This window comes from Porphyromonas somerae, from assembly GCF_022845615.1.
In the GTDB taxonomy this organism is placed as follows: domain Bacteria; phylum Bacteroidota; class Bacteroidia; order Bacteroidales; family Porphyromonadaceae; genus Porphyromonas_A; species Porphyromonas_A somerae.
In genome coordinates, this window is the sequence record NZ_AP025559.1 from 494,070 (window position 1) to 514,046 (window position 19,977).

Annotated in this window: 14 protein-coding genes and 1 tRNA gene; 13 read left to right on the plus strand and 2 right to left on the minus strand. The window is 49.9% G+C overall.

Annotation, left to right across the window (positions count from 1 at the left end):
* Positions 1-26 precede the first annotated feature (26 nt).
* From rfbB to MWL85_RS02200, 12 genes are all read left to right on the plus strand, one after another.
* Positions 27-1,100: a dTDP-glucose 4,6-dehydratase gene (gene rfbB / locus MWL85_RS02145; protein WP_244401238.1), complete on the plus strand. Its 1,074-nt coding sequence runs from the start codon at positions 27-29 to the stop codon at positions 1,098-1,100.
* Positions 1,101-1,972: 872 nt separating this feature from the next.
* Positions 1,973-4,585, plus strand: a complete 2,613-nt coding sequence (locus MWL85_RS02150) for a beta-mannosidase (RefSeq protein WP_262914448.1) — start codon at positions 1,973-1,975, stop codon at positions 4,583-4,585.
* A gap of 78 nt (positions 4,586-4,663) precedes the next feature.
* Positions 4,664-6,763 (plus strand): LptF/LptG family permease, encoded by a 2,100-nt coding sequence (locus tag MWL85_RS02155; protein ID WP_244401239.1) that lies wholly within the window; start codon positions 4,664-4,666, stop codon positions 6,761-6,763.
* A gap of 19 nt (positions 6,764-6,782) precedes the next feature.
* Positions 6,783-7,994 (plus strand): bifunctional 3,4-dihydroxy-2-butanone-4-phosphate synthase/GTP cyclohydrolase II, encoded by a 1,212-nt coding sequence (locus MWL85_RS02160; protein ID WP_070707532.1) that lies wholly within the window; start codon positions 6,783-6,785, stop codon positions 7,992-7,994.
* A 13-nt stretch (positions 7,995-8,007) separates the two neighbouring features.
* Positions 8,008-8,730, plus strand: a complete 723-nt coding sequence (locus tag MWL85_RS02165; protein WP_244401240.1) for a pyridoxine 5'-phosphate synthase — start codon at positions 8,008-8,010, stop codon at positions 8,728-8,730.
* A gap of 17 nt (positions 8,731-8,747) precedes the next feature.
* Entirely contained in the window at positions 8,748-9,470 is a 723-nt protein-coding gene (locus MWL85_RS02170; RefSeq protein ID WP_394802108.1) for a MotA/TolQ/ExbB proton channel family protein, read from the plus strand.
* Positions 9,467-9,877 carry an ExbD/TolR family protein gene (locus tag MWL85_RS02175; RefSeq protein ID WP_244401241.1) on the plus strand — a complete coding sequence of 137 codons (411 nt, stop codon included), beginning with the start codon at positions 9,467-9,469 and terminating at the stop codon, positions 9,875-9,877. Before MWL85_RS02170 ends, MWL85_RS02175 begins: the two co-directional genes overlap by 4 nt.
* A gap of 3 nt (positions 9,878-9,880) precedes the next feature.
* Positions 9,881-10,696, plus strand: a complete 816-nt coding sequence (locus MWL85_RS02180; protein WP_244401242.1) for a cell envelope integrity protein TolA — start codon at positions 9,881-9,883, stop codon at positions 10,694-10,696.
* A 24-nt stretch (positions 10,697-10,720) separates the two neighbouring features.
* Entirely contained in the window at positions 10,721-11,287 is a 567-nt protein-coding gene (locus tag MWL85_RS02185) for a DJ-1 family glyoxalase III (RefSeq protein ID WP_244401243.1), read from the plus strand.
* Between the two features lie 105 nt (positions 11,288-11,392).
* Positions 11,393-11,475: transfer RNA gene (locus MWL85_RS02190), tRNA-Tyr, on the plus strand.
* A 125-nt stretch (positions 11,476-11,600) separates the two neighbouring features.
* Positions 11,601-13,562: a transcription termination factor Rho gene (gene rho, locus MWL85_RS02195; protein WP_244401244.1), complete on the plus strand. Its 1,962-nt coding sequence runs from the start codon at positions 11,601-11,603 to the stop codon at positions 13,560-13,562.
* A gap of 3 nt (positions 13,563-13,565) precedes the next feature.
* Positions 13,566-14,249, plus strand: a complete 684-nt coding sequence (locus tag MWL85_RS02200; protein WP_244401245.1) for a M15 family metallopeptidase — start codon at positions 13,566-13,568, stop codon at positions 14,247-14,249.
* On the opposite strand, the gene MWL85_RS02205 is transcribed toward MWL85_RS02200, so the two are convergent.
* On the minus strand, positions 14,239-15,276 hold the full coding sequence (locus MWL85_RS02205; RefSeq protein ID WP_244401246.1) for a hypothetical protein: 1,038 nt from the start codon (positions 15,274-15,276) through the stop codon (positions 14,239-14,241). The genes MWL85_RS02200 and MWL85_RS02205 overlap by 11 nt on opposite strands.
* A gap of 431 nt (positions 15,277-15,707) precedes the next feature.
* Between MWL85_RS02205 and MWL85_RS02210 the strand changes: the two genes are divergently transcribed.
* On the plus strand, positions 15,708-16,922 hold the full coding sequence (locus tag MWL85_RS02210) for an ISL3 family transposase (protein ID WP_244400646.1): 1,215 nt from the start codon (positions 15,708-15,710) through the stop codon (positions 16,920-16,922).
* Between the two features lie 657 nt (positions 16,923-17,579).
* On the opposite strand, the gene MWL85_RS02215 is transcribed toward MWL85_RS02210, so the two are convergent.
* Positions 17,580-19,928, minus strand: a complete 2,349-nt coding sequence (locus MWL85_RS02215) for an outer membrane beta-barrel family protein (RefSeq protein ID WP_244401247.1) — start codon at positions 19,926-19,928, stop codon at positions 17,580-17,582.
* Between the last annotated feature and the right edge of the window lie 49 nt (positions 19,929-19,977).

Genomic DNA, 19,977 nt, shown 5'->3' on the forward strand with positions numbered 1-19,977 from the left:
TCATTACACCTATATACTATTGATTTATGAACACCATTAAGTACAAAAAAGTGATCCTCGTCACAGGAGGTGCCGGCTTTATCGGCTCCAATTTCCTCCTCACTCTTGTCCCAGAGTATCCCGAGCACCTATTCGTCAATGTAGATGCCCTCACCTACGCAGGCAATCTTGCCAATCTCAAAGAGGTAGAGCAGTGCCCCAACTACCGATTCGAGAAGGCCGACATCTCCGACCTCCAGCAGGTCCAAGCGCTTTTCAAGAAGTACCCCGTCACCCATGTCGTCAATTTCGCCGCCGAGAGCCACGTCGATCGCAGTATCAGCGGACCGCTCCCCTTTGTACATACCAACGTACTCGGCACTGTCCATCTACTGCAGTGCGCTCTCGAAGCGTGGAAGGATGACTTCTCAGGCAAGCTCTTTTACCAAGTTAGCACTGACGAGGTCTACGGCTCCCTCCACACCGAGGATCCTGCATTTACTGAGCTCCACAGCTATGACCCTCACTCCCCTTACTCCGCTAGCAAAGCGAGTGCCGACCACTTCGTCCGAGCTTACCACGATACCTTCGGACTGCCTACCGTGATCAGCAATTGTAGCAATAATTACGGCCCTTGGCAGTTCCCCGAAAAGCTCATCCCACTCGTCATCTCCAATATCCTACACCAACGACCCATCCCCATCTACGGCGATGGCAAGCAGGTACGTGATTGGCTATACGTCATAGACCACGTCCGCGCTATAGAGCAGATCATCAAGGCAAGAAAGGTGGGAGAGACCTACAATATCGGAGGGCATAACGAGCTGCAAAATATTGAGCTCGTGAAGCTACTTATCACCTCCGTAGACCGTCTCCTCGGCCACCCAGAGGGGCACTCCCTGCCACTTATACATTATGTCAAGGACCGACCAGGGCACGACACCCGCTACGCCATCGACGCTCGAAAAATTCATAGAGAGCTCGATTGGCATCCCACAGTCACTGTCCAAGAAGGCCTCCAAAAGACGGTCTGCTGGTACCTCAATAATCAGGAGTGGCTACAGTATACCACCTCGGGTGACTACCAAATGTACTACACTGAGCAGTACCAGAATAGGTAAGTCGCTGGCACCATACTACTCATCCCTAAGACCCTATCTTCGCAAGAGGCGGAGGTGGGGTCTTTGCATTTCTAAGCTCGGGTCTTTGCATTTCTAAGCTCGGGTCTTCGCCTTCGTGAACAGTCTCAAGAATGGTATTGTAGTAGACTAAAAGTTGGGATGCAACTAAGCAATCGGTTAGTTGCAACTAAGCATTTGCCGAGTTGCATCTCGCCGATTGCTTAGTTGCATCTCGGCAAACGCTTTTGTATGGTATTGAATTTCAGTTGGTTGCAAAAGGAGCATCGGTGCCCCTATTTTAGCTGTTTTTTTTACCTTATCTCGCCTTTTGAAATTCTGGAAAGTGGGTGCATCGTGGGTTAAAAACAGATTCGATGCTATTCGAATCCCTAGTCCTCAAAGTGGTGCAGAGGTTACGCATTAGAAAGTTCTTACCATGAATGACCTCCCCTCGTGGGAGGTCAGACGGATCCTAGCCCCGAATCGGAGGGGCGAATGCCCCGAACGACTCGGGGGTAATGAAGCCTCCCTCCCCTATCTTACGACCCCTTGCGGGTCGAACAACCGCATCAGGTTAATTCTGGAATGGTTTGTCCGACCTCCCACGAGGGGAGGTCGTAGGGGTGGGGTGGTTGCCACGTTTTCCCCCGGTCGTTCGGGGACTTTGCCCCTCCGACTCGGGGGCTAGGATCCGTCGGACCTCTGACGCGGTCCTTACTCATTGACACTCTGATGAATTCCACTCGGTAAGACCCTCCTAATGCGTAACCCCTATGGAGGTGTGGGAGGTGGAAGGGGCGGTGTTATTTTTATTTCTTATCTTTGTGTGAGGGGGCGGAGCATTTATTATTATTAGTGGTTCTATTATATATATGAGTGTGGTAGTGGAGCGATGCAAAGAGTTTGGTGTGTGTGGAGTAGTCGGTTTGGTGGTGCTGCTTCTCCTCAGTAGTTTGTGTGTGGAGGTGCGTGCCGATGGGTTGCAGGCGAGTGAGCGGTGGGTGCTTCAGGCCTTTGAGCTACAGGAGGAGGGGCGTAGCGAGTGGCACCGAGCCGAGCTCCCTGGTACAGTGCAGGGTACTTTGGTGGAGCTGGGGCTCCTTCCCGACCCTTTTGTGGGGGCAAATGAAGACTCTGTGCAGTGGGTGAGCGACCGCAATTGGCTCTACCGTACAACGCTAGAGCTGGAGGAGGGGGCACTGACTCGGCACGACCGCTTTTGGCTAGAGATGGGGAGTGTGGATACCTTTGCCGAAGTCTACCTTAATGGGGCTTTGGTGGGTCGGTGCGACAATCTCTTTCGCCACTACCGCTGGGAGGTGAAGGGGTATCTGAGGAGTGGGGTGAATCGGCTGGTGATTCGCCTCCTTTCGCCCATCGGCGTGGCGCATGCTCAGTACCTCTCCAATGGTTTTATGTATCCTGCCGATAACGACCGTGGAGCGGTGAAGTATAGCCCCTTTGTGCGGACAGCCCCCTATCAGTATGGTTGGGACTGGGGCCCTCGGCTGGTGGCGATGGGGGTGAAGGAGCCGGTGGTGCTTCGAGGTGTGGGCGTGGCTTCGCTGGGGGAGCTACAGCTGCGGAATGAGGTTGAGTGGAGTGAGGAGGGAGTGGCCCGCTCTGCCACGGTCTCTATCGCTTCGGAGCTGGAGGGCGATCCTGAGGGGAGCACCCTTCGGGTAGAGCTTTTGGATCCCGAGGGGCAACTGCTCTCTAGCGGAGAGGGAGCGCAACTCACTATGGGGGTAGAAAATCCCCGCCTCTGGATGCCAAGAGGGTGGGGGGAGCAACCGCTCTATCAAGTGGTGCGAACACTAGCGAAGGGTGGAGCTGAGGAGACCGTCTTGGAGCGTGATACCACCCTCTTTGGGATTCGCGAGATCCAATTGGACCGGAGTGAGGATGCCAAGGGGGAGCGTTTTCAGTTTGTGGTGAATGGGCGTCCGCTTTATGTGAAGGGGGCTAACTATCTGCCTCACGACCGCTGGATGGGGGGTGGTGGTCGTACGTTGGAGCTGGTGTTTCAAGAGGATATTTTGCCCCTGCACTTCAATATGCTACGTGTATGGGGCGGGGGTATCTACGAGTCCGAGGAGTTTTACCAGCTAGCAGATCGTTATGGCATCTTGGTGTGGCAGGATCTCCCCTTTGCCTGTACCGCCTACCCGAGAGATCCTACCTTTAGGGCATCGGTGGAGATGGAGCTAGAGGATCAGGTGAAGCGATTGCGGAAGCACCCTTCGCTCGCCCTCCTCTGTGGCAATAATGAGGTGCTAGAGGGGTTGAAGCATTGGGGCTGGCAACGGAGCTACGGCTATAGCGATGAAGAGTATCGGGAGATGCTGGAGGGATATGATGCACTCTTTAGGGAATGGATTCCTCAGAAGTTGAAGGTGTTGGTGCCCGATGTGGCCTATATTCACGGTTCGCCCGTGAGCTCTAATTGGGGAAGACCAGAGAGCTTTCTGAAGGGGGATTCGCACAATTGGCGGGTATGGTTTGGAGGTAAGGATTTTAAGGAATTCGACCAAAATCCAGGTCGCTTTGCCTCGGAGTATGGTTTTCAGGCATTTCCCGAGCGAAAGACGGTGGAGAGCTTTGCCCCTGGTGTGCAGGTGGAAAGGCTGACGATTGAGAGCCCGATCCTGAAGAATCGGCAGCGCTCCTTTGTGGGTAATCAGCGGATTACCGACTATCTATCGCGTGCCTATCCTGTGCCTGAGGACTTTGTAGACTATATCTATGTGGGGCAGTTGCTACAGGGTGATGGCATGGGTTATGCGATCCGTGCCCTGAGGCGTGCCTATCCGCTCAATATGGGGAGCCTCTACTGGCAACTCAATGATGTATGGCCTACGGTAAGCTGGTCGGGGGTGGACTATTGGGGCAATCATAAGGCACTACACTACCGTGTGCGGGAGGCGTATGCCCCTTATATTGTGGACTTGGTGGAGGGTGCGATTTGGGTCGCTTCGGACGAGGTATTGAAGCCTGAGCTTGGGCCTCTAGTGGTGGAATTGAAGGGGCAGGACTACTTTGGTCGGCAACTTTGGACGGAGCAATTTAGCTTTCGGAGCGAACGCTATCCATTTAGTCAAAAGGTGGGGGAGCTAGCAAAGGAAAAGCTAGAGCAGTGTGGGGGGCAACTCTTTGTGGAGCTGGAGCTAAAGGCGGGGCAGAAGCTATTGGCGCGGAACCTTTTCTTCCCTACCTTGCCGAAGGAGATGCAGCTGCCGAAGGCGGCCCCTTCCATCTCGCTTGAGGCGTCGCAGGGGCGACTGAGAGTGACCCTTTGCAGTCCAGTTTTGGTCAAGTCGCTCTTTGTGGAGACCCCTTGGCAAGGGGCTCAGTATAGCGACAACTTCTTTGACCTGCTTCCGAATAGGCCTTATACCATTGAGATCACCCACTCGGCAATAGATGAGGGGGTGGGTGTGGAGATGCTTCGGCTCACTTCACTCAATGATATACTAGCTAGGTGATGAAGCGGATTTTTGCTAAATTTGTAGCTGAATCCGAGGGGGTGAGGGGTGTGGTGAAGTAGATCTATCTGCTGAGTGATGAAGAGATGGCGGCCTAAGAGGCTCTATACATATATTGTCAAGACGTTTATCCCGCTATTGCTGGCGGGGTTTTCGGTGTCGCTCTTTGTGGTGGTGATCCAATTTCTCTGGCAGTCGGTCGGTACGCTGGTGGGGAAGGGGGTGGATGGCCTAGTACTTCTTCGCCTGCTTTTCTTTGCCTCTATGACGATGGTTCCGCTGGCACTGGTGCTAGGGGTGCTGGTGGCGTCGCTGATGACCTTTGGTAACCTCGGGGAGCGGATGGAGCTGCTGGCGATGAAGGCAGCGGGTATCCCGCTCTACAAGATTTTGAAGCCAGCCTTTTACTTTGTGGTGGTGCTGGCGATGGGGCTTTTCGTTTTTCAAAACGACTGGATGATTCAGAGCCAGGTGAAGTTTTGGCAATACTACTTCTCGATCAAAAATAAGTCGCCCGAGCTGGCGATCCCTGAGGGAGCTTTCTATAAGGGGGTGGATAACTACAGTATCTTCGTGGAGAAAAAGGATAATAAGCGGAAGATGCTCTATGGGCTGATGCTGTACGACTTTTCGCAGGGTTTTGATGAGGCGATGGTGGTAGTGGCAGATAGTGGTCGCCTCTACTCTACTCCCAAGGGACAGGAGCTGATCCTGGAGCTGTATCATGGGGAGTCGTTTCAAAACCTGAAGGGGCAAGGGAGCTACTATCAGACTTCGGAGGATCGCCCTTTTTTGCGTGAGCGCTTTGGGTACAAGGAGCTGCATATCCCCTTTAATACCGACCTGAGTATGGTGGATGAATCGATCCTCACCAGTCAGTTTGTGGGTAAGGATATGCGACAATTGAAGGCATATACCGATTCGCTACGGGTGGAAATCGACTCTTTGGCGCTCCTAGGTATGCAAAATAGTACTCAGAGGCTGGGGTATCAGATGGTGGGGCAGTCGAGTGAACTAGAGTCGCTTCAGGAGTCGCTTCGGGAGGAGAGTATGGAGCAGATGAAGAGGGCTGTGGAGTGGACTTCTTCGGAGAGTGGTGATGCTGAGGGAAGCTACTCGGAGCGGCTGGAGCAATTGGAGGATACCTATGCTGAGTCGTTATCGGAGGCGGAGGTGGTGCATAGTGAGGAGATGAAGGCGCCGACGCCAAAGAAGGCAAAGAAAACAAAGGTGGCTTACGCGTCCTTTGATGTGGGGAAGAAGCTGAGCGCCGTGGGAGCAAGTAGTGCGAGTAGCGTCTATGCTTCGGCCATATCTCAGGTGACGAGGGTGCAGAATGAGACCTTCTTTACGGTGGAGGAGATGCGGGAGGATGTGGACTTGCTTCGGAAAAATGAGTCGGAGTATTGGCGTAAGCTGACCTATCCGGTTGCCTGTATTGCTTTCTTCTTGATCGGTGCCCCTCTGGGTGCTTTGATCCGTAAGGGGGGAATGGGATTGCCGTTCTTGGTGGCGGTATTCCTCTTTATTTTCTTTTATATTCTGGAGACCTTTGGCATCAAAATGGCTCGTGAGGGGACGCTCCTCACGTGGGTGGGTATGTGGCTACCTAATATGGTCTTGGTGCCTGTGGGGGTGCTCCTCTGTGTGGTGGCGTCGAGGGATACCAATCGCTGGAATGTGGACTTCATCACCCAGCTACGCTCTTTGTGGGGCCCTCGTACCAAGCGAACGGTGGAGTACAAGGAGGTGACTATGGAGTCGGTGGATTATGAGCTGGCAAGGGAGCAGGTTTTGGCTTTGGATCAGCTGGCAAAGGAGCAATTGGAGGCGGGAAGACTAGGATATGGGCAATTCTTTAGGAATGAGGCCTATTTTGCCCAAAGGAGAGAGCTCTATCGGCAGGTGGAGCAATTGGTGGGGCACCTGAAGCATAGCCGGGACTATTCTCTGGTGGATCACTTGGAGGGGTATCCTTATCTGAGGTATTTGATAAGGGAGTGGCGGACGACTAAAAGAGGGGTCAATGGGCTACTGATGTGGCTTTTCCCTGTGGGTGGTCTCTGCTATCTGCTTTATATTCTGCGAAATAAAAGGTATATTAGGGGGGTGAAAGCCATTCGGCAGTATAATAAGGTGCTGCTGGTGGATATTGAGAGAGCAAAACTAAATAACTAATACAATATAGAGTGTAGAAATGGAATTTAAGCTAAGTACAATCGAGGAGGCTATCGAGGACTTTAAAGCCGGGAAGATAGTGATCGTGGTGGACGATGAGGATCGGGAGAATGAGGGGGACTTTATCATCGCTGCGGAAAAGGTGACTCCTGAGATTATTAACTTTATGATGAGCCACGGAAGGGGCGTGCTCTGTGCCCCTATGACGGAGGAGCGCTGTGCCGAACTGGAGCTCCCTCTGCAGGTGGCGGATAATACTTCGCAGTATGAAACCCCTTTTACCGTAACGGTAGACCTGAATGGTAAGGGGGTGACCACAGGGGTCTCTATGTATGACCGTGCTACGACGATCAATGCTCTTGCCGACCCTGAAGCCAAAGCTTCGGACTTTGGACGCCCTGGCCATATCAACCCACTTAGGGCAAGGAGCAAGGGAGTGCTGAGAAGAGCTGGGCATACGGAGGCTTCGGTGGACTTGTGTAAGTTGGCAGGGCTACAGCCCGTTGCGTGTCTGATTGAGATCATTAATGAGGATGGTACAATGGCGCGTATGCCTCAGTTGCAGGTGATTGCGGAGAAGTATGGCATGCGGATCATCACGATTGCCGACCTGATTAAGTACCGCCTTCGCACGGAGAGTATCGTGGAGAAGGGTGAGGAGGCACAATTGCCAACAGCTTATGGTGATTTTAGAGTAGTTCCTTTCAAGCAAAAGAGCAATGGAATGGAGCATGTGGCTCTAGTTAAAGGCAATGTATCTACTTCTGAGCCGGTCTTGGTGCGTATGCATAGCAGTTGTATCACTGGGGACATCTTTGGCTCTTACCGCTGTGATTGTGGCGACCAACTCCACGAGGCGATGCGTAAGGTGCAAGAGGAAGGCCGAGGGGTGATTGTCTACTTACAGCAAGAGGGACGTGGTATCGGTCTGATGAATAAGATCGCTGCCTACAAGCTTCAGGAGCAAGGCCTGGATACGGTGGAAGCCAATCTACACCTAGGATGTAGAGCCGATGAGCGTGACTATGGGGTAGGTGCCGAAATCCTCAGACAGCTAGGAGTGCAGAAGATGCGTTTGATGACCAATAACCCTGTGAAGCGGATCGGACTGGAGAGCTTCGGGCTGGAGGTGGCGGAGATTGTGCCGATTGAGATAAAGCCTAATGAGTACAATCACGACTATCTCCTGACTAAGAAGAATAAGATGGGGCATCACCTCTCTAAGCTTTAAGAAAGGAGTCGGTATGACAAGACTGAGTGTAAATGTCAATAAGATAGCCACTCTGCGAAATGCCAGGGGTGGTAATAATCCTGACCTGATACAGGTGACGAAGGATATTGAGCACTTTGGAGCGGAGGGGATCACGGTGCACCCTCGCCCCGATGAGCGGCATATTAGATATGCCGACGTGTACGACCTGAAGAAGGTGGTCACAACGGAATTCAATATCGAGGGCTACCCTTCGCCTGAATTTATGAAACTGGTACTCGATGTGCAGCCTGCTCAGGTGACGCTGGTACCAGACCCACCTGGGGTCTTGACAAGTAATGCGGGGTGGCAGGTGCGTGAGCACTTTGATTTCCTCAGTGAGATTATTGGGCAGTTGCACGAGAGGGGGATCCGAAGCTCTATTTTCGTGGATACGGATGCGGATAATATCCGTGCTGCTAAGGAAGTGGGCTCGGATAGGGTGGAGCTTTATACGGAGCCTTATGCTGCCAATTATCATATTGATAGAGAAGCTGCGGTGGCACCTTTTGTTCGTGCTGCTAAGGTGGCAGAGGAGGTGGGCTTGGAGCTCAATGCAGGTCATGACCTCGATTTACACAACCTTGCTTTCCTTGATAAGTGTCTCCCCAATCTAGCGGAGGTCTCTATCGGACACGCCTTGATTTGTGATGCTTTGTATCTAGGGCTCGAGGAGACGATAAGGCGGTATTTGGATTGTTTGAAACAAAGGAAATAATATATTTAATTGATTTTATGCTAAGTACAATACTTCAAGTGGCTGGTGATACCCTATATAATGCGATGCCCGACCTTTCGGCAAGTGGAACCGCCGCAGTGGCGAATGGTGTGGGTGAGATATCAATTTGGGAACTAGCAACGAAGGGAGGATGGTTGATGCTGGTGCTCTTGATCCTCTCACTGATCGCTCTCTATGTATTTGTGGAGCGGCTCCTTTTGCTCAAGAGTATGAATAAGAAGGACGACGACTTTACCAGTAAGATACGTGACTATATTCGTGAAGGGAAGATACAATCGGCTCTGGACCTTTGCCAAAGTAAGCAGACTCCGGGAGCAAAGATGGTGGAGAAGGGAATCCAAAGGCTCGGGCGCCCAATGGCCGATATCTCTGCTGCGATTGAGAATGTGGGGAATATCGAGGTGGCAAAGCTGGAGAAGCGACTTCCGGTACTGGCTACGGTGGCCTCTGGAGCTCCTATGATCGGGTTCTTGGGTACGGTGACTGGTATGATTAAGGCTTTCTTCAATATGGCGAATGCTGGTTCGGCTGTGGATATTAGCCTTCTTTCTGGTGGCATCTATGAGGCGTTGGTCAGTACCGTTGGTGGTCTTGTGGTCGGCATCTTGGCTCTTTTCGCTTACAATTATCTCACTACTAAGGTGGATGAGGTGATCACTAAGTCGGAGCAAGAGGCACTGGAGTTTATGGACCTTATTAATGAGCCATCAGGGAGATGAAACTGAAGCGTAAGAGCAAAGCAATGGAGTTCTTTAGTATGGCATCTATGACGGATACCATATTTCTACTCCTGATATTCTTTATGGTGAGCAGCACACTTGTGGTGCCGAGTGCCCTTAAGGTGACTTTGCCACGGTCGAGCCAGCAGACCACTCCTAGAGCGATTACACGCATTGTACTGACGTCTGACCTGCAGTACTTCGTGGGAATGGAAGGTGAGGAGGATCGGGCTGTGACCTTTGAGGAGATCGCTCCCTATCTGGAGATGACAAAGCAGGCCAATCCGGATATGTATGTGGCACTTTATGCCGATGAGGAAGTGCCTTATCGTGAGATTGTGAAGCTGCTCAATATAGCAGTCGAAAACCACTATCAGATGGTTTTGGTTACGAGAGCCTTGGAGTAAACTATGCCTAGTAAGAAAGAGAATAATAAGTATCGTGCGATAGCGTTGGTGACAACCATTGCTATCCATGCGGTGGCAATAGTCTTGCTTCTCTTTTTGTTCCTTAAGTCTGAGGTGCCTGAGGAGGGAGGTGGAATACTGGTCAATATCGGTGATACCCCCATAGCCTCGGGTATGTTTATGCCACATCAGTTGGAACCCGACTATGAACCTATGTCTCCCGAGCCTATGCCTGAGGTGGAGGAGAATGGGCTTTTGACACAAGAGACGCCCGAGGCTCCCGAGGTGAGGGCTCCTGAAAAACCTAAGAAGGATAATGCGGAGGAGCAGCGCCGACTGGAGCAGAAGAGGCGAGAGGAGCAGCGTAAGCGAGAGGAGCAAGAGGCGGCTCGTAGGCGTGAGGCGATCCGAAAGAATGTCTCTGGCGCCTTTGGAAATACAGGGAGTAGTGGCACGGGTAGCGACCCGATGGCACCCGCAGGTAGAGCTGGTTCGCCCGATGGTAACGTCACCTCGGGTGGTGCCAATGCTGGAGTGGGTGGATTTGGTAGCTTCTCTCTAGCCGGCCGTGGTTTGGCAGCAGGAACTGCTTTGCAAAGGCCTAACTACACCGTGCAGGAGGAGGGGGTAGTCGTGGTCACTATTTTTGTGGACTCCTCAGGCAAGGTGATAAATGCACTTATAGGACCAGGCACTACGACTGGTAATGAAACGTTGAGGGAGAGTGCCCGAAAGGCGGCTTATGCTACGAGATTTAATGCCGTGGAGGGACAGAATAGCCAAAAAGGTACCATTACCTACCGCTTCCAACTTAATTAATGAACCTTATAAGACGAGATGACTATGACAAAGAAAGTTTATATTTTTGTGGCCAATGGCACTGAGGAGACCGAGGCAGTCGGTACTTATGATACCCTAAAGCGAGGTGGCATAGATGCCTATTTCGTTTCTATTAATCCTACGAAGGAGTTCACCTCTTCGCACGGATTGCAGCTTACGGCTCACTATATTATTGAGGAGGTGAAGGATGAGGTGGTAGATGCTGTTGCTCTTCCTGGCGGTATGCCTGGAGCGACTAATCTTTATGAGTGTGAGCTGCTCAGAGAGATCATCACTCGTCACCTTGAGGCGGGAAAGCATATCGCTGCGATGTGTGCTTCACCACTAGTCTTTGGTCGTATGGGTCTTCTCGAGGGAAAGAAGGCAACTGCTTACCCCGGCTTTGAAGAGGAGCTGAAGGGGGCGAAGTACAAGGAGAAACCAGCCGTCGTTGATGGTCAGATCATCACTGGCCGTGGCCCAGGCTATGTCTTCAACTTCGGTGCTGCCATTGTGGGTGAGCTCGTTGGATACGATAAGGCCCTAGAGGTAGCCAATGGCCTTCTCATTACCGAGGATCTTGACGATTAATTGGCTAAATATTTTGGTATCTCGTGAGTTATTCGTAACTTTGCGTTAGATGAAGGGGTGCTACTCCTTATCAATACTAAGACTTTGCTAGCTTTTTAGCTAGATGGGCAGTTACCAGAGTGGCCAAATGGGGCTGACTGTAACTCAGCTGGCTTACGCCTTCGGTGGTTCGAATCCATCACTGCCCACTTTATATTCTTTTTAATATTTCCATATAATTAAAGCGTTAGCAACATACCCTTTAGCAGGCTCCTCAGTGAGGAGATGCATTTGGAGATATTCTAAGTAGGCTAACGCATATATTGTTTTTTTTATGGCACAAAGTTATACACTCTTTGAGCTCAATGCTCTAAGTGATGATGAACTCAATAAAGCCGCTGAGGAGCTAGGGACTAAGGGACGTTTACCTAAGATTTCTCGACAGGAACTAGTCTATCAAATCCTAGACGAACAGGCCAATCAGTCGGCACAGCAAATGGCTGGCGGGCGAAAGAAAGCAACCACAAAGGCAAAGGCTACCAAGTCAACCCCTAAGAAAGCTACTGCAAAAAAGGCAACTCCAGAAAAGAAGGAAGAGCCTGATAAGGCGGAGGCTATTGCAAAGGCCAAGGCAGCAACTGCCATTAATCGTCGTAGAACAGCCAACAAGGACGAGGAAGCTGATACCAAGGAGGGGGCTAAGGAAAATAAGCCTACTCGTCGCCGTGGTAGACCTACGAAGGCAGAGCAAGAGGCGGCTAAGAAGGAGGAGACTGCTAAGAAGTCTGAGGCGCAACCTAAGAAGACTGACAACTCTGATGACAAGGCAAAGGCTCCTAAGGAGGAGGCTAAGCCCGCTGCAAAGCATGAGCCTCAGGTGTTTGTCAATAAGAATGCCAGCAATTCGGTACTCACCGATATGATGGGGATGATTGCCCCTAATCAACCTAAAAAGGAGGAGAAGAAGGGTGCTCCAGCTAAGGAAGAGGAGACGACTCAGCCTAAGCAAGCATCACAGCAAAAAGCTACCCAGACAGATAATAATCAGCAACAGCCAAAGAAGCCACAGGGCAACCCAGCTCAGAATAATAATAATCATCAGGGCAATAACAACCAGAATCGTCAGCCACAGGCAGAGCCACAACCAGCGAAGCCTACCTACGACTTCAAGGATACCCTTCATAGCACTGGTGTACTAGAGGTATTGCCCGATGGCTACGGTTTTATTCGCTCCAGCGACTACAACTATCTATCCTCCCCCGATGATGTCTATGTGTCTCAGTCGCAAATCAAGTCGTATGGGCTTAAGACCGGCGATGTCATTGAGGCGATCATTACTCCGCCGAGGGATAAGGATAAGTATTTCCCAATGAAGAGCTTGGTGCGTCTTAATGGTTGCGACCCTAAGCAGGTGCGTGACCGAGTACCTTTTGACCATCTAACCCCTCTCTTCCCTACTGAGAAGTTCAAGTTGGAAGCACCTACTGCCTCCAAGGTTTATGATAAGGTTGGCGTGAGGATTGTAGATCTCTTCTCCCCTATTGGTAAGGGGCAGCGTGGTTTGATCGTAGCACAGCCTAAGACTGGTAAGACAATGCTCCTAAAGGACATTGCCAATGCGATTGCCCATAACCACCCCGAGGTCTATATGATTGTCCTATTGATTGATGAGCGACCTGAGGAGGTGACAGATATGGCACGCAACGTCGATGCCGAGGTGATTGCTTCGACCTTTGATGAGCCAGTAGAGCAGCATGTGAAGATTGCCGATATTGTCCTACAGAAGGCCAAGCGATTGGTAGAGTGCGGTCACGATGTGGTCATCTTGCTCGACTCTATTACCCGTCTTGCTCGTGCCTACAATACCGTTCAGCCAGCTTCCGGAAAGGTACTATCGGGTGGTGTTGATGCCAATGCGTTGCAGAAGCCTAAGCGTTTCTTCGGTGCAGCTCGTAATATCGAGGGAGGCGGAAGTCTCACCATTCTTGCTACCGCACTTACTGAGACTGGCTCCAAGATGGATGATGTGATCTTCGAGGAGTTCAAGGGAACAGGTAATATGGAGCTACAGCTCGATCGTAAGCTCTCCAATAAGCGTATTTTCCCAGCAGTGGATCTGCAGAGCTCTAGCACTCGTCGAGACGACCTACTTCAGGATCAAGAAACCCTCAATCGTATGTGGGTGCTTCGCCGTCATATCAATGATATGACCTCTCTCGAAGCCATGGAGCTCATCAAGTCACGTATAGAGAATACGGTAGATAATATCGAGTTCTTAGCCTCCATGAATAGCTAAGCAATGTCACGAATCAATATACTTAAAGAGGTATTGAAGTATTTAATCGTACTTCAATGCCTCTTTTCTTTTACCCCCTCCTCAGCGGGGGATAGCATCGTCGGGCTGGTAGATATCCAGCAGGTAGACCCCACTATTCAGGTAGAGCTGATGTACGCCTCTACCGATAACTTTGTAGGCGTAGATATGTATGGCGAGTGGACGACTGCCTACCTCCTCCCCCATATCGCTGAAAAGCTAAAGCAGGTGCAGGCTCGACTCAAGAAAGATTGGGGCGAGGAGTACTCCCTATTGATCTGCGATGCAGCTCGCCCTCTGAGTGTTCAAAAAAAGATGTACAATACCGTGCGAGGAACCAAATATCAAGGGTATGTAGCATCGCCAGCCAATGGTGGAGGAAGGCACAACTATGGTGCGGCAGTAGACCTTACCATCATCAATACCCAGACAGGAGAGCGTCTGGATATGGGTAGCCCAGTAGACCATTTCGGTATCCGTAGCCATACCGATAAGGAGCAGGAGTTGCTACGGAAGGGATTGATCTCTAAAGAGGCCTACAACAACCGCCGCTACCTCACCAAGCAGATGAATGCGGTAGGACTACGCAATATACGCAAAGAGTGGTGGCACTTTGAGGAGCGAATCTCTATCAAAGAGGTGCGAAGCCGCTACCGCCTTATTCAGTAACCATGTTTGAGTCCAGGACAGCATTCGCTCGGAGGAGCGTATTCTTGAGATACTTGTACTCCTCCACAAATTGGGGTTGAAAGTAATCTTTAGCAATGAGGTGGTCAATCTTCTCAGGGCTATAGAAGTGCCCTCTCATATTGAGTGTTGTCTCATAGTTATACCCCCTAAGGTTGAGCACAAATAGATAGACTACCCGCTCATTTTCTGGTGTGGGGTGGTAGCCGTACTTGAGCAGAAACCGAGGCGTCTCCTTCAACTTTAATCCGATAGAGCAGTACGCCCTATGGATCGCTTCCTCAGGTGTTTCCCCAGGATTAATGCAAGTGGTCAGCGGTTGATCTCTATAGGTTGCTGTGTGGCAAGGTGCCTCCTTATCCTCCACAAAGCAGCCAGTGTAGGGCCTTTTCGTTAACCATAATTCATTGCCTCGTACAATCGCCATCCGCACCAAGGGAGTGCCGATGGGACAGCAAAAGGATTGCTTCCAGCAGATCGATGCCTTGTGCACCCGAACTTGATGAAGTACCACTCCTATTATGATGAGTGGCATAGGTGCCCACTCCGACCAACCGAATCTATGAAGCCCCAAAAGGCAAATGAGCATATACCCAAGGCTCCCGATGCCAAATAGCCGGGCACTAAAGAGCCACTCCTCAATGCTGAGAGGATTCTCCCGTGATAAGGTCTCCTCAATCCTCCACAGCCATCCAGCCGAAAGTGCCATAGAGAGCAAGCTCCAATAGAGGTGCCACTGAGGGACTAGATAGAAACTCACCACCGTACTTAATAGCAGTGCCAAGACAGGTAGAAAGAGCGTTATTCGCCAAGAGTGCCGATGACGCTGAGTGCCACGTACAAAGAGCAGAAGCACTCCGATGCATAGGAGCACCCAGCCTGCCACTACCCCTTTGCCCCACGCACTGACTATCGGCAGACCAAAAGGAAGAAGATAGGCGAGCCAAAGAAGGGAAGGATTGTCCTCCCCCAGCCATTGTCGTATTTTATTCTCTACATACCGCTTCATACTCTTAAAACAGATAGAGCCCCCCAATGGTTGAGTGATACGGTACCTAGGATGTTCAAGCTTTGGCTGTTGAAAATGTCTAATACAGATCTGACCGTGGATATGCAACCCCTTCGGGGTAGCGTGCTTGTGCTGGCTCCAGTGCCCAAGCTTCACCTTCAGACTCGCTACCGCTCGCCTTCAGGGGGAAGCTCGGGTTATTAGGCCGTGCAACCCCTTCGGGGTATTCTTTCTGCCTCATCCGATATTCTGCGTGATGGGGTGACTGTATCACCTTGAGACTACTGCGTCAGCCTGTATACACCAATCATCTTGCGGGATGAAATCCGCAAGATATGGGCGACGGAGTCTTTTTTCTCTTTGATAATTTGAAAGAAAACTGGAAATCCATTATAATTGAGCGAATCATCCACTAAACGCTTAATTACACAATGGATACCAGTTTTCTACGACATGTATATGGTCTTGTTGGAGTCAAATGTACTGCTACACACTACAAAACTAACAAAATAGTTTTAGATATAGAGTATTCTAAAACAAAAAAGAGGTGCCCGTGCTGCGGGGAATACACTCTCGTGAAGAATGGCTACCGGTATCGTAATATCCATGCGCTACCAATTGGTTCTACCAAAACCATATTGCACATGAAAGTACAAAGATACAAATGCAAAGAATGCGGAAACGATGATTACGAGAGGGTCAGCTTTGTTAAAGGCAATAGGTCGTACTCTAATCGCTTTGCCAAGTACGTGGTTGATTTGCTAAGGGCAATGACTATTCAGGAGGTTTCAAAAAGGCTAGGTGTTAGTTGGGATGTAGTAAAGGATATTCACACAACCTATCTTAAGAGACACTACAGCAAGCCCTCCTTACAAGGGGTGCAGTGCATAGGTATTGATGAGTTCGCTGTCCGAAAAGGACATGTTTATAAGACAATCGTAGTGGACCTAATCTCAGGAAGAATCCTTCATGTTGGCGATGGAAAGGGGGCGGATGCTCTTACAACGTTTTGGAAAAGGGTAAGGAAGAAGAACGTTCAGATAAAGTATGTGGCGACAGATATGTCATCAGCCTTCTCTAAATCAGTACGTGAGAATACCCCTGATGCCATACACGTATTTGACCACTTTCATGTCATCAAGCTAATGAATGATACCCTTGATAAAGTGCGAAGAGAGTTAGTGGCAAAAGAGGTGGACGAGGGAAAGAAAAAACTAATCAAAGGAACAAGATACCTCCTACTTGCCAACGGGGAAAAGATGATTGATGAGAAAGGGAGAACGAAGCTCCAGAAAGCACTCGCAATGAACGAACCCCTCTCTCAAGCCTATTACCTCAAGGAGGACCTGAGAGAAATATATAATCAACGAACCATTAATGAAGCAGAGGAAAGATTAAACAGCTGGGTCTCAATGGCATTAGATACAGATTCAAAACCTCTAATCTCATTAGCAAATACAATCAATACAGCTAAAAAGGAAATACTCGCATGGTATTATGGACGGCTATCAACGGCCAAAGTGGAGGGTATAAACAATAAAATTAAAGTGATGAAGAGAAATGCTTACGGATATAGAGATGATGACTATTTCAAACTTAGACTTTTTGCACTACATGACTGCCGTATCACACGAAATGTCGGATGAACCTTCTTTCTTTTGGGTGCCTTATCAAGACGAGACGGACGTTTAGGTGATTGTAATGGACTTCTTCCAAGGTCCTTCCGATAAATTCCGAGCTTCTGATAGTCGCTTTTAGGAGATTTGTAACTATCTGATATACAATATACTATAAAAGCGAAAGTTTAGTTGCAACTAAGCGATCGCCGAGATGCAACTAAGCGATCGCCGAGATGCAACTAAGCAAACGGCGAGATGCAACTAAGCAATCGCTGAGATGCAACTAAACTTTTGCCCTGCTACAGTTAGGGTTGAACTTCCATACGTGAAAGTGTATATGCAGGGGTTATGCATTAGAAAAATCAACTTAAGTTATTTTCCGTACAGGTATTCCTTGTACTAGACAAGCAGGTAAGGACCTCGGAGAGGTCCGATTTGTCGTAGCCCCCTGTCGGAGGGGCGTTAGCCCCGAACGACTGGGGGTTTATAGGTGACACGTATATATTCGACCCCTTGCGGGTCGGACTACCGATTCTAGGATTAAAGAATGCTTCGTCCAACACGCAAGGGGTTGTGGAATGGGCGGTGGATGGTCGTTAATCCCCCAGTCTTTCGGGCTACGCCCTCCGACAGGGGGCTAGAATCCGCCGGACCTCTCCGAGGCCCTCTTTTATCGGACTATCACTACATTCTGTCGATGACGGAGCCGAGGGCACCCTTCCCTTGGTACTTTTGCTTCGTAGCATTGAAGCGGTAGGCGATGGTAAATGTTACCTGTGGCATTACCCTTTGCGTGGTGGTCAACTCTGTGTACTTAGTTACCAACCTTACTTTCATAGGTGTAAAGGTGAGGTTATTGAGTTCAAAAGTTGTGGTGAGTGCATTATCCTTTAGCCACCGCTTGGAGATTTCCGTATTGAGAAATGCTTGAGCACCAATTATATCAAGATTGTCTTGACTTCCACCAGCAGGTAGATAGTTTAGATTGGCAGTGATGGTCAGCTCCTTGGGCAGGGTGAATTGATTTTGCCAATTGAGGTATATGAAGGGTTTACGATTGGTGATGGTCTCCTCAAAGTGCTGGAGGTCGTATCCAATCAACTTCATACCACCCACTGTGAAGGTGGGTTGCCACCACTTCACTCGAGGACTAAGGACTAGGGCACCTCCCAATGTGCTGTAGGGTACAGCATTGATATGCTTCAGAACGGTCTTATGTGGTAGATACTTATTAGGGTCGGAGGGGTCTTTCATTGGTTGTGTCTCTTGCGTTAGAGAATTGACCTTGTACTCGTGCGTAAGCATCAGTGTCACCCAGCTCTTATTGAGCATCAGCTGAGTAGTATAGGAGAGTCCTGGCTTGAGGTTGGGGTCACCCACCTGATATTCATATTCGGATAAATACTGATAGCCTGGCTGTAGTCTCCAGAAGTTAGGCCGATTGATCTGGCTTCTAAAGGATAGCTGTGTATTGACTCCCCACAGTTGTCCACCAAAGGAGAGGGTAGGGAATAGGTTGGTCTTGATATAATCCTTGATCTCTATTGCCTGATTATCGTAGCGGTTGCGTACATGCTCCATACGTAGGCCTGCTGTGAGCATAAACTTTTGGGCGATGGCATGGCTATACTCTGCATAAAGCACATAGGTTTGCTCCTTGAGAGTGCTATTGAGGTCGGGGAGTTTGAGCTCTGGGTCACTGTAGTTGAAGAAACTATTATTGGCCCATGAGTATCCACCCCCTACATTCAGTGAACCGCCCCAGAGAGGTCCATCAATATCTAGTCTAGCGCCAGCAGATTGGTACTTATCTCCGCTCCTTCCTTTCAACGCCTTTAATTCGTATGCCTCGGTGTAGCCTCTCTTTGTCGTAGTTGCCTTTTCAGACTTCGTACTTTCGTAGTAGTCTATATCTATCTGCGTTTTCCATTGGCCTATCTTACGCAAATAGTAGAGGCTTGGGCGGTGTGCATAGATCCAAGGCTTTGATTCTTCCGTAAAGCTATACAAGGGTTTATTCTGCTGTAGCGAACTGATGAGTTTAGCTTCACCAGTTAAGAATTCGTTATTGGCACTCAATCGATATTGTACTCCAGCACTTTGTGTGTCGTCGGAATAATTGACTCCGAATGTAAGGTTGTGGTTGTCCCCTCCAAACTTTGAAACTATGCTTGAGGTATTTGTCCACTTGTTTTGCCCGACTTTACCAATAAATGTGGCATCGTCGGTGATATTGATTCCTCTCCAATTGCCATTCCAGCTGTTAATAAAGAAGTCCCAATTATCCTTGCGGTAGTTGAAAGAGAAGTAGGTGCCATAGCCCAATTTACACCCCTTGATTTTTGATAGTCTACCTTCAAGATTTCCGCTGAGTCCCGAGCCGGGTTCGCGGCGGGTGTATATTTTGATGACGGCACCCACCGATGAGCTGTACTTGGCGCCAGGGTTGGTAATCACTTGAATGTCCTTAATGAGGTAGGGCTTGAGCTCTCTCATTTGATTGGGGTCGGTCATTAGTCGGTCGTTGATGTAGATGACTGGGGTGCCCTTTCCGGTTACTTTCACCTTGTCATTCTCTATCTCTACTAGTGGAATGCCTCTGAGCACACTGTAGATATCGGTGAGCTTGGAGAGGGGCGAACCATCGATCTGGGTGCTAAGTCCGCCTGCGACCAATCGGTGCGAGACACGATTGGCGGTGATGGCTACCTCCTCTAGCATGGTGGTGCTCTCGGAGAGGGTGAGTGTGTGCTCCTTGAGGTCTTTGCAAAGCACTTGCTCGTTGCTGTAGCCGATCAGACTTGCTTTGAGTAGGATAGGGAGCTTGTGGTCGCCAATGGAGAGAGCAAAGGTGCCATCCTCCTTGGTGACGCCTCCTACGATGGTGGCGGAGTCGGGTAGGGCAATGGCTTTAATCGTGGCATAAGGGAGTGGTTTGCCCTCTTTATCCGATACCTTTCCCTTGATCTCTTGTGCCAATAAGTTGCCTGTAGCCAAGCAAAGTATCAGCAAACTGGTGATGAATTGTTTCATAACGTGTGTTATTGGTGTAAAATATGGTGTCACCTTGCCGTGACAAAGG

Coding starts and splice junctions, on each gene's coding strand:
- rfbB (WP_244401238.1), top strand. CDS start 27: ATGAACACCATTAAGTACAAAAAAGTGATCCTCGTCACAGGAGGTGCC.
- MWL85_RS02150 (WP_262914448.1), top strand. CDS start 1,973: ATGAGTGTGGTAGTGGAGCGATGCAAAGAGTTTGGTGTGTGTGGAGTA.
- MWL85_RS02155 (WP_244401239.1), top strand. CDS start 4,664: ATGAAGAGATGGCGGCCTAAGAGGCTCTATACATATATTGTCAAGACG.
- MWL85_RS02160 (WP_070707532.1), top strand. CDS start 6,783: ATGGAATTTAAGCTAAGTACAATCGAGGAGGCTATCGAGGACTTTAAA.
- MWL85_RS02165 (WP_244401240.1), top strand. CDS start 8,008: ATGACAAGACTGAGTGTAAATGTCAATAAGATAGCCACTCTGCGAAAT.
- MWL85_RS02170 (WP_394802108.1), top strand. CDS start 8,748: ATGCTAAGTACAATACTTCAAGTGGCTGGTGATACCCTATATAATGCG.
- MWL85_RS02175 (WP_244401241.1), top strand. CDS start 9,467: ATGAAACTGAAGCGTAAGAGCAAAGCAATGGAGTTCTTTAGTATGGCA.
- MWL85_RS02180 (WP_244401242.1), top strand. CDS start 9,881: ATGCCTAGTAAGAAAGAGAATAATAAGTATCGTGCGATAGCGTTGGTG.
- MWL85_RS02185 (WP_244401243.1), top strand. CDS start 10,721: ATGACAAAGAAAGTTTATATTTTTGTGGCCAATGGCACTGAGGAGACC.
- rho (WP_244401244.1), top strand. CDS start 11,601: ATGGCACAAAGTTATACACTCTTTGAGCTCAATGCTCTAAGTGATGAT.
- MWL85_RS02200 (WP_244401245.1), top strand. CDS start 13,566: ATGTCACGAATCAATATACTTAAAGAGGTATTGAAGTATTTAATCGTA.
- MWL85_RS02205 (WP_244401246.1), bottom strand. CDS start 15,276: ATGAAGCGGTATGTAGAGAATAAAATACGACAATGGCTGGGGGAGGAC.
- MWL85_RS02210 (WP_244400646.1), top strand. CDS start 15,708: ATGGATACCAGTTTTCTACGACATGTATATGGTCTTGTTGGAGTCAAA.
- MWL85_RS02215 (WP_244401247.1), bottom strand. CDS start 19,928: ATGAAACAATTCATCACCAGTTTGCTGATACTTTGCTTGGCTACAGGC.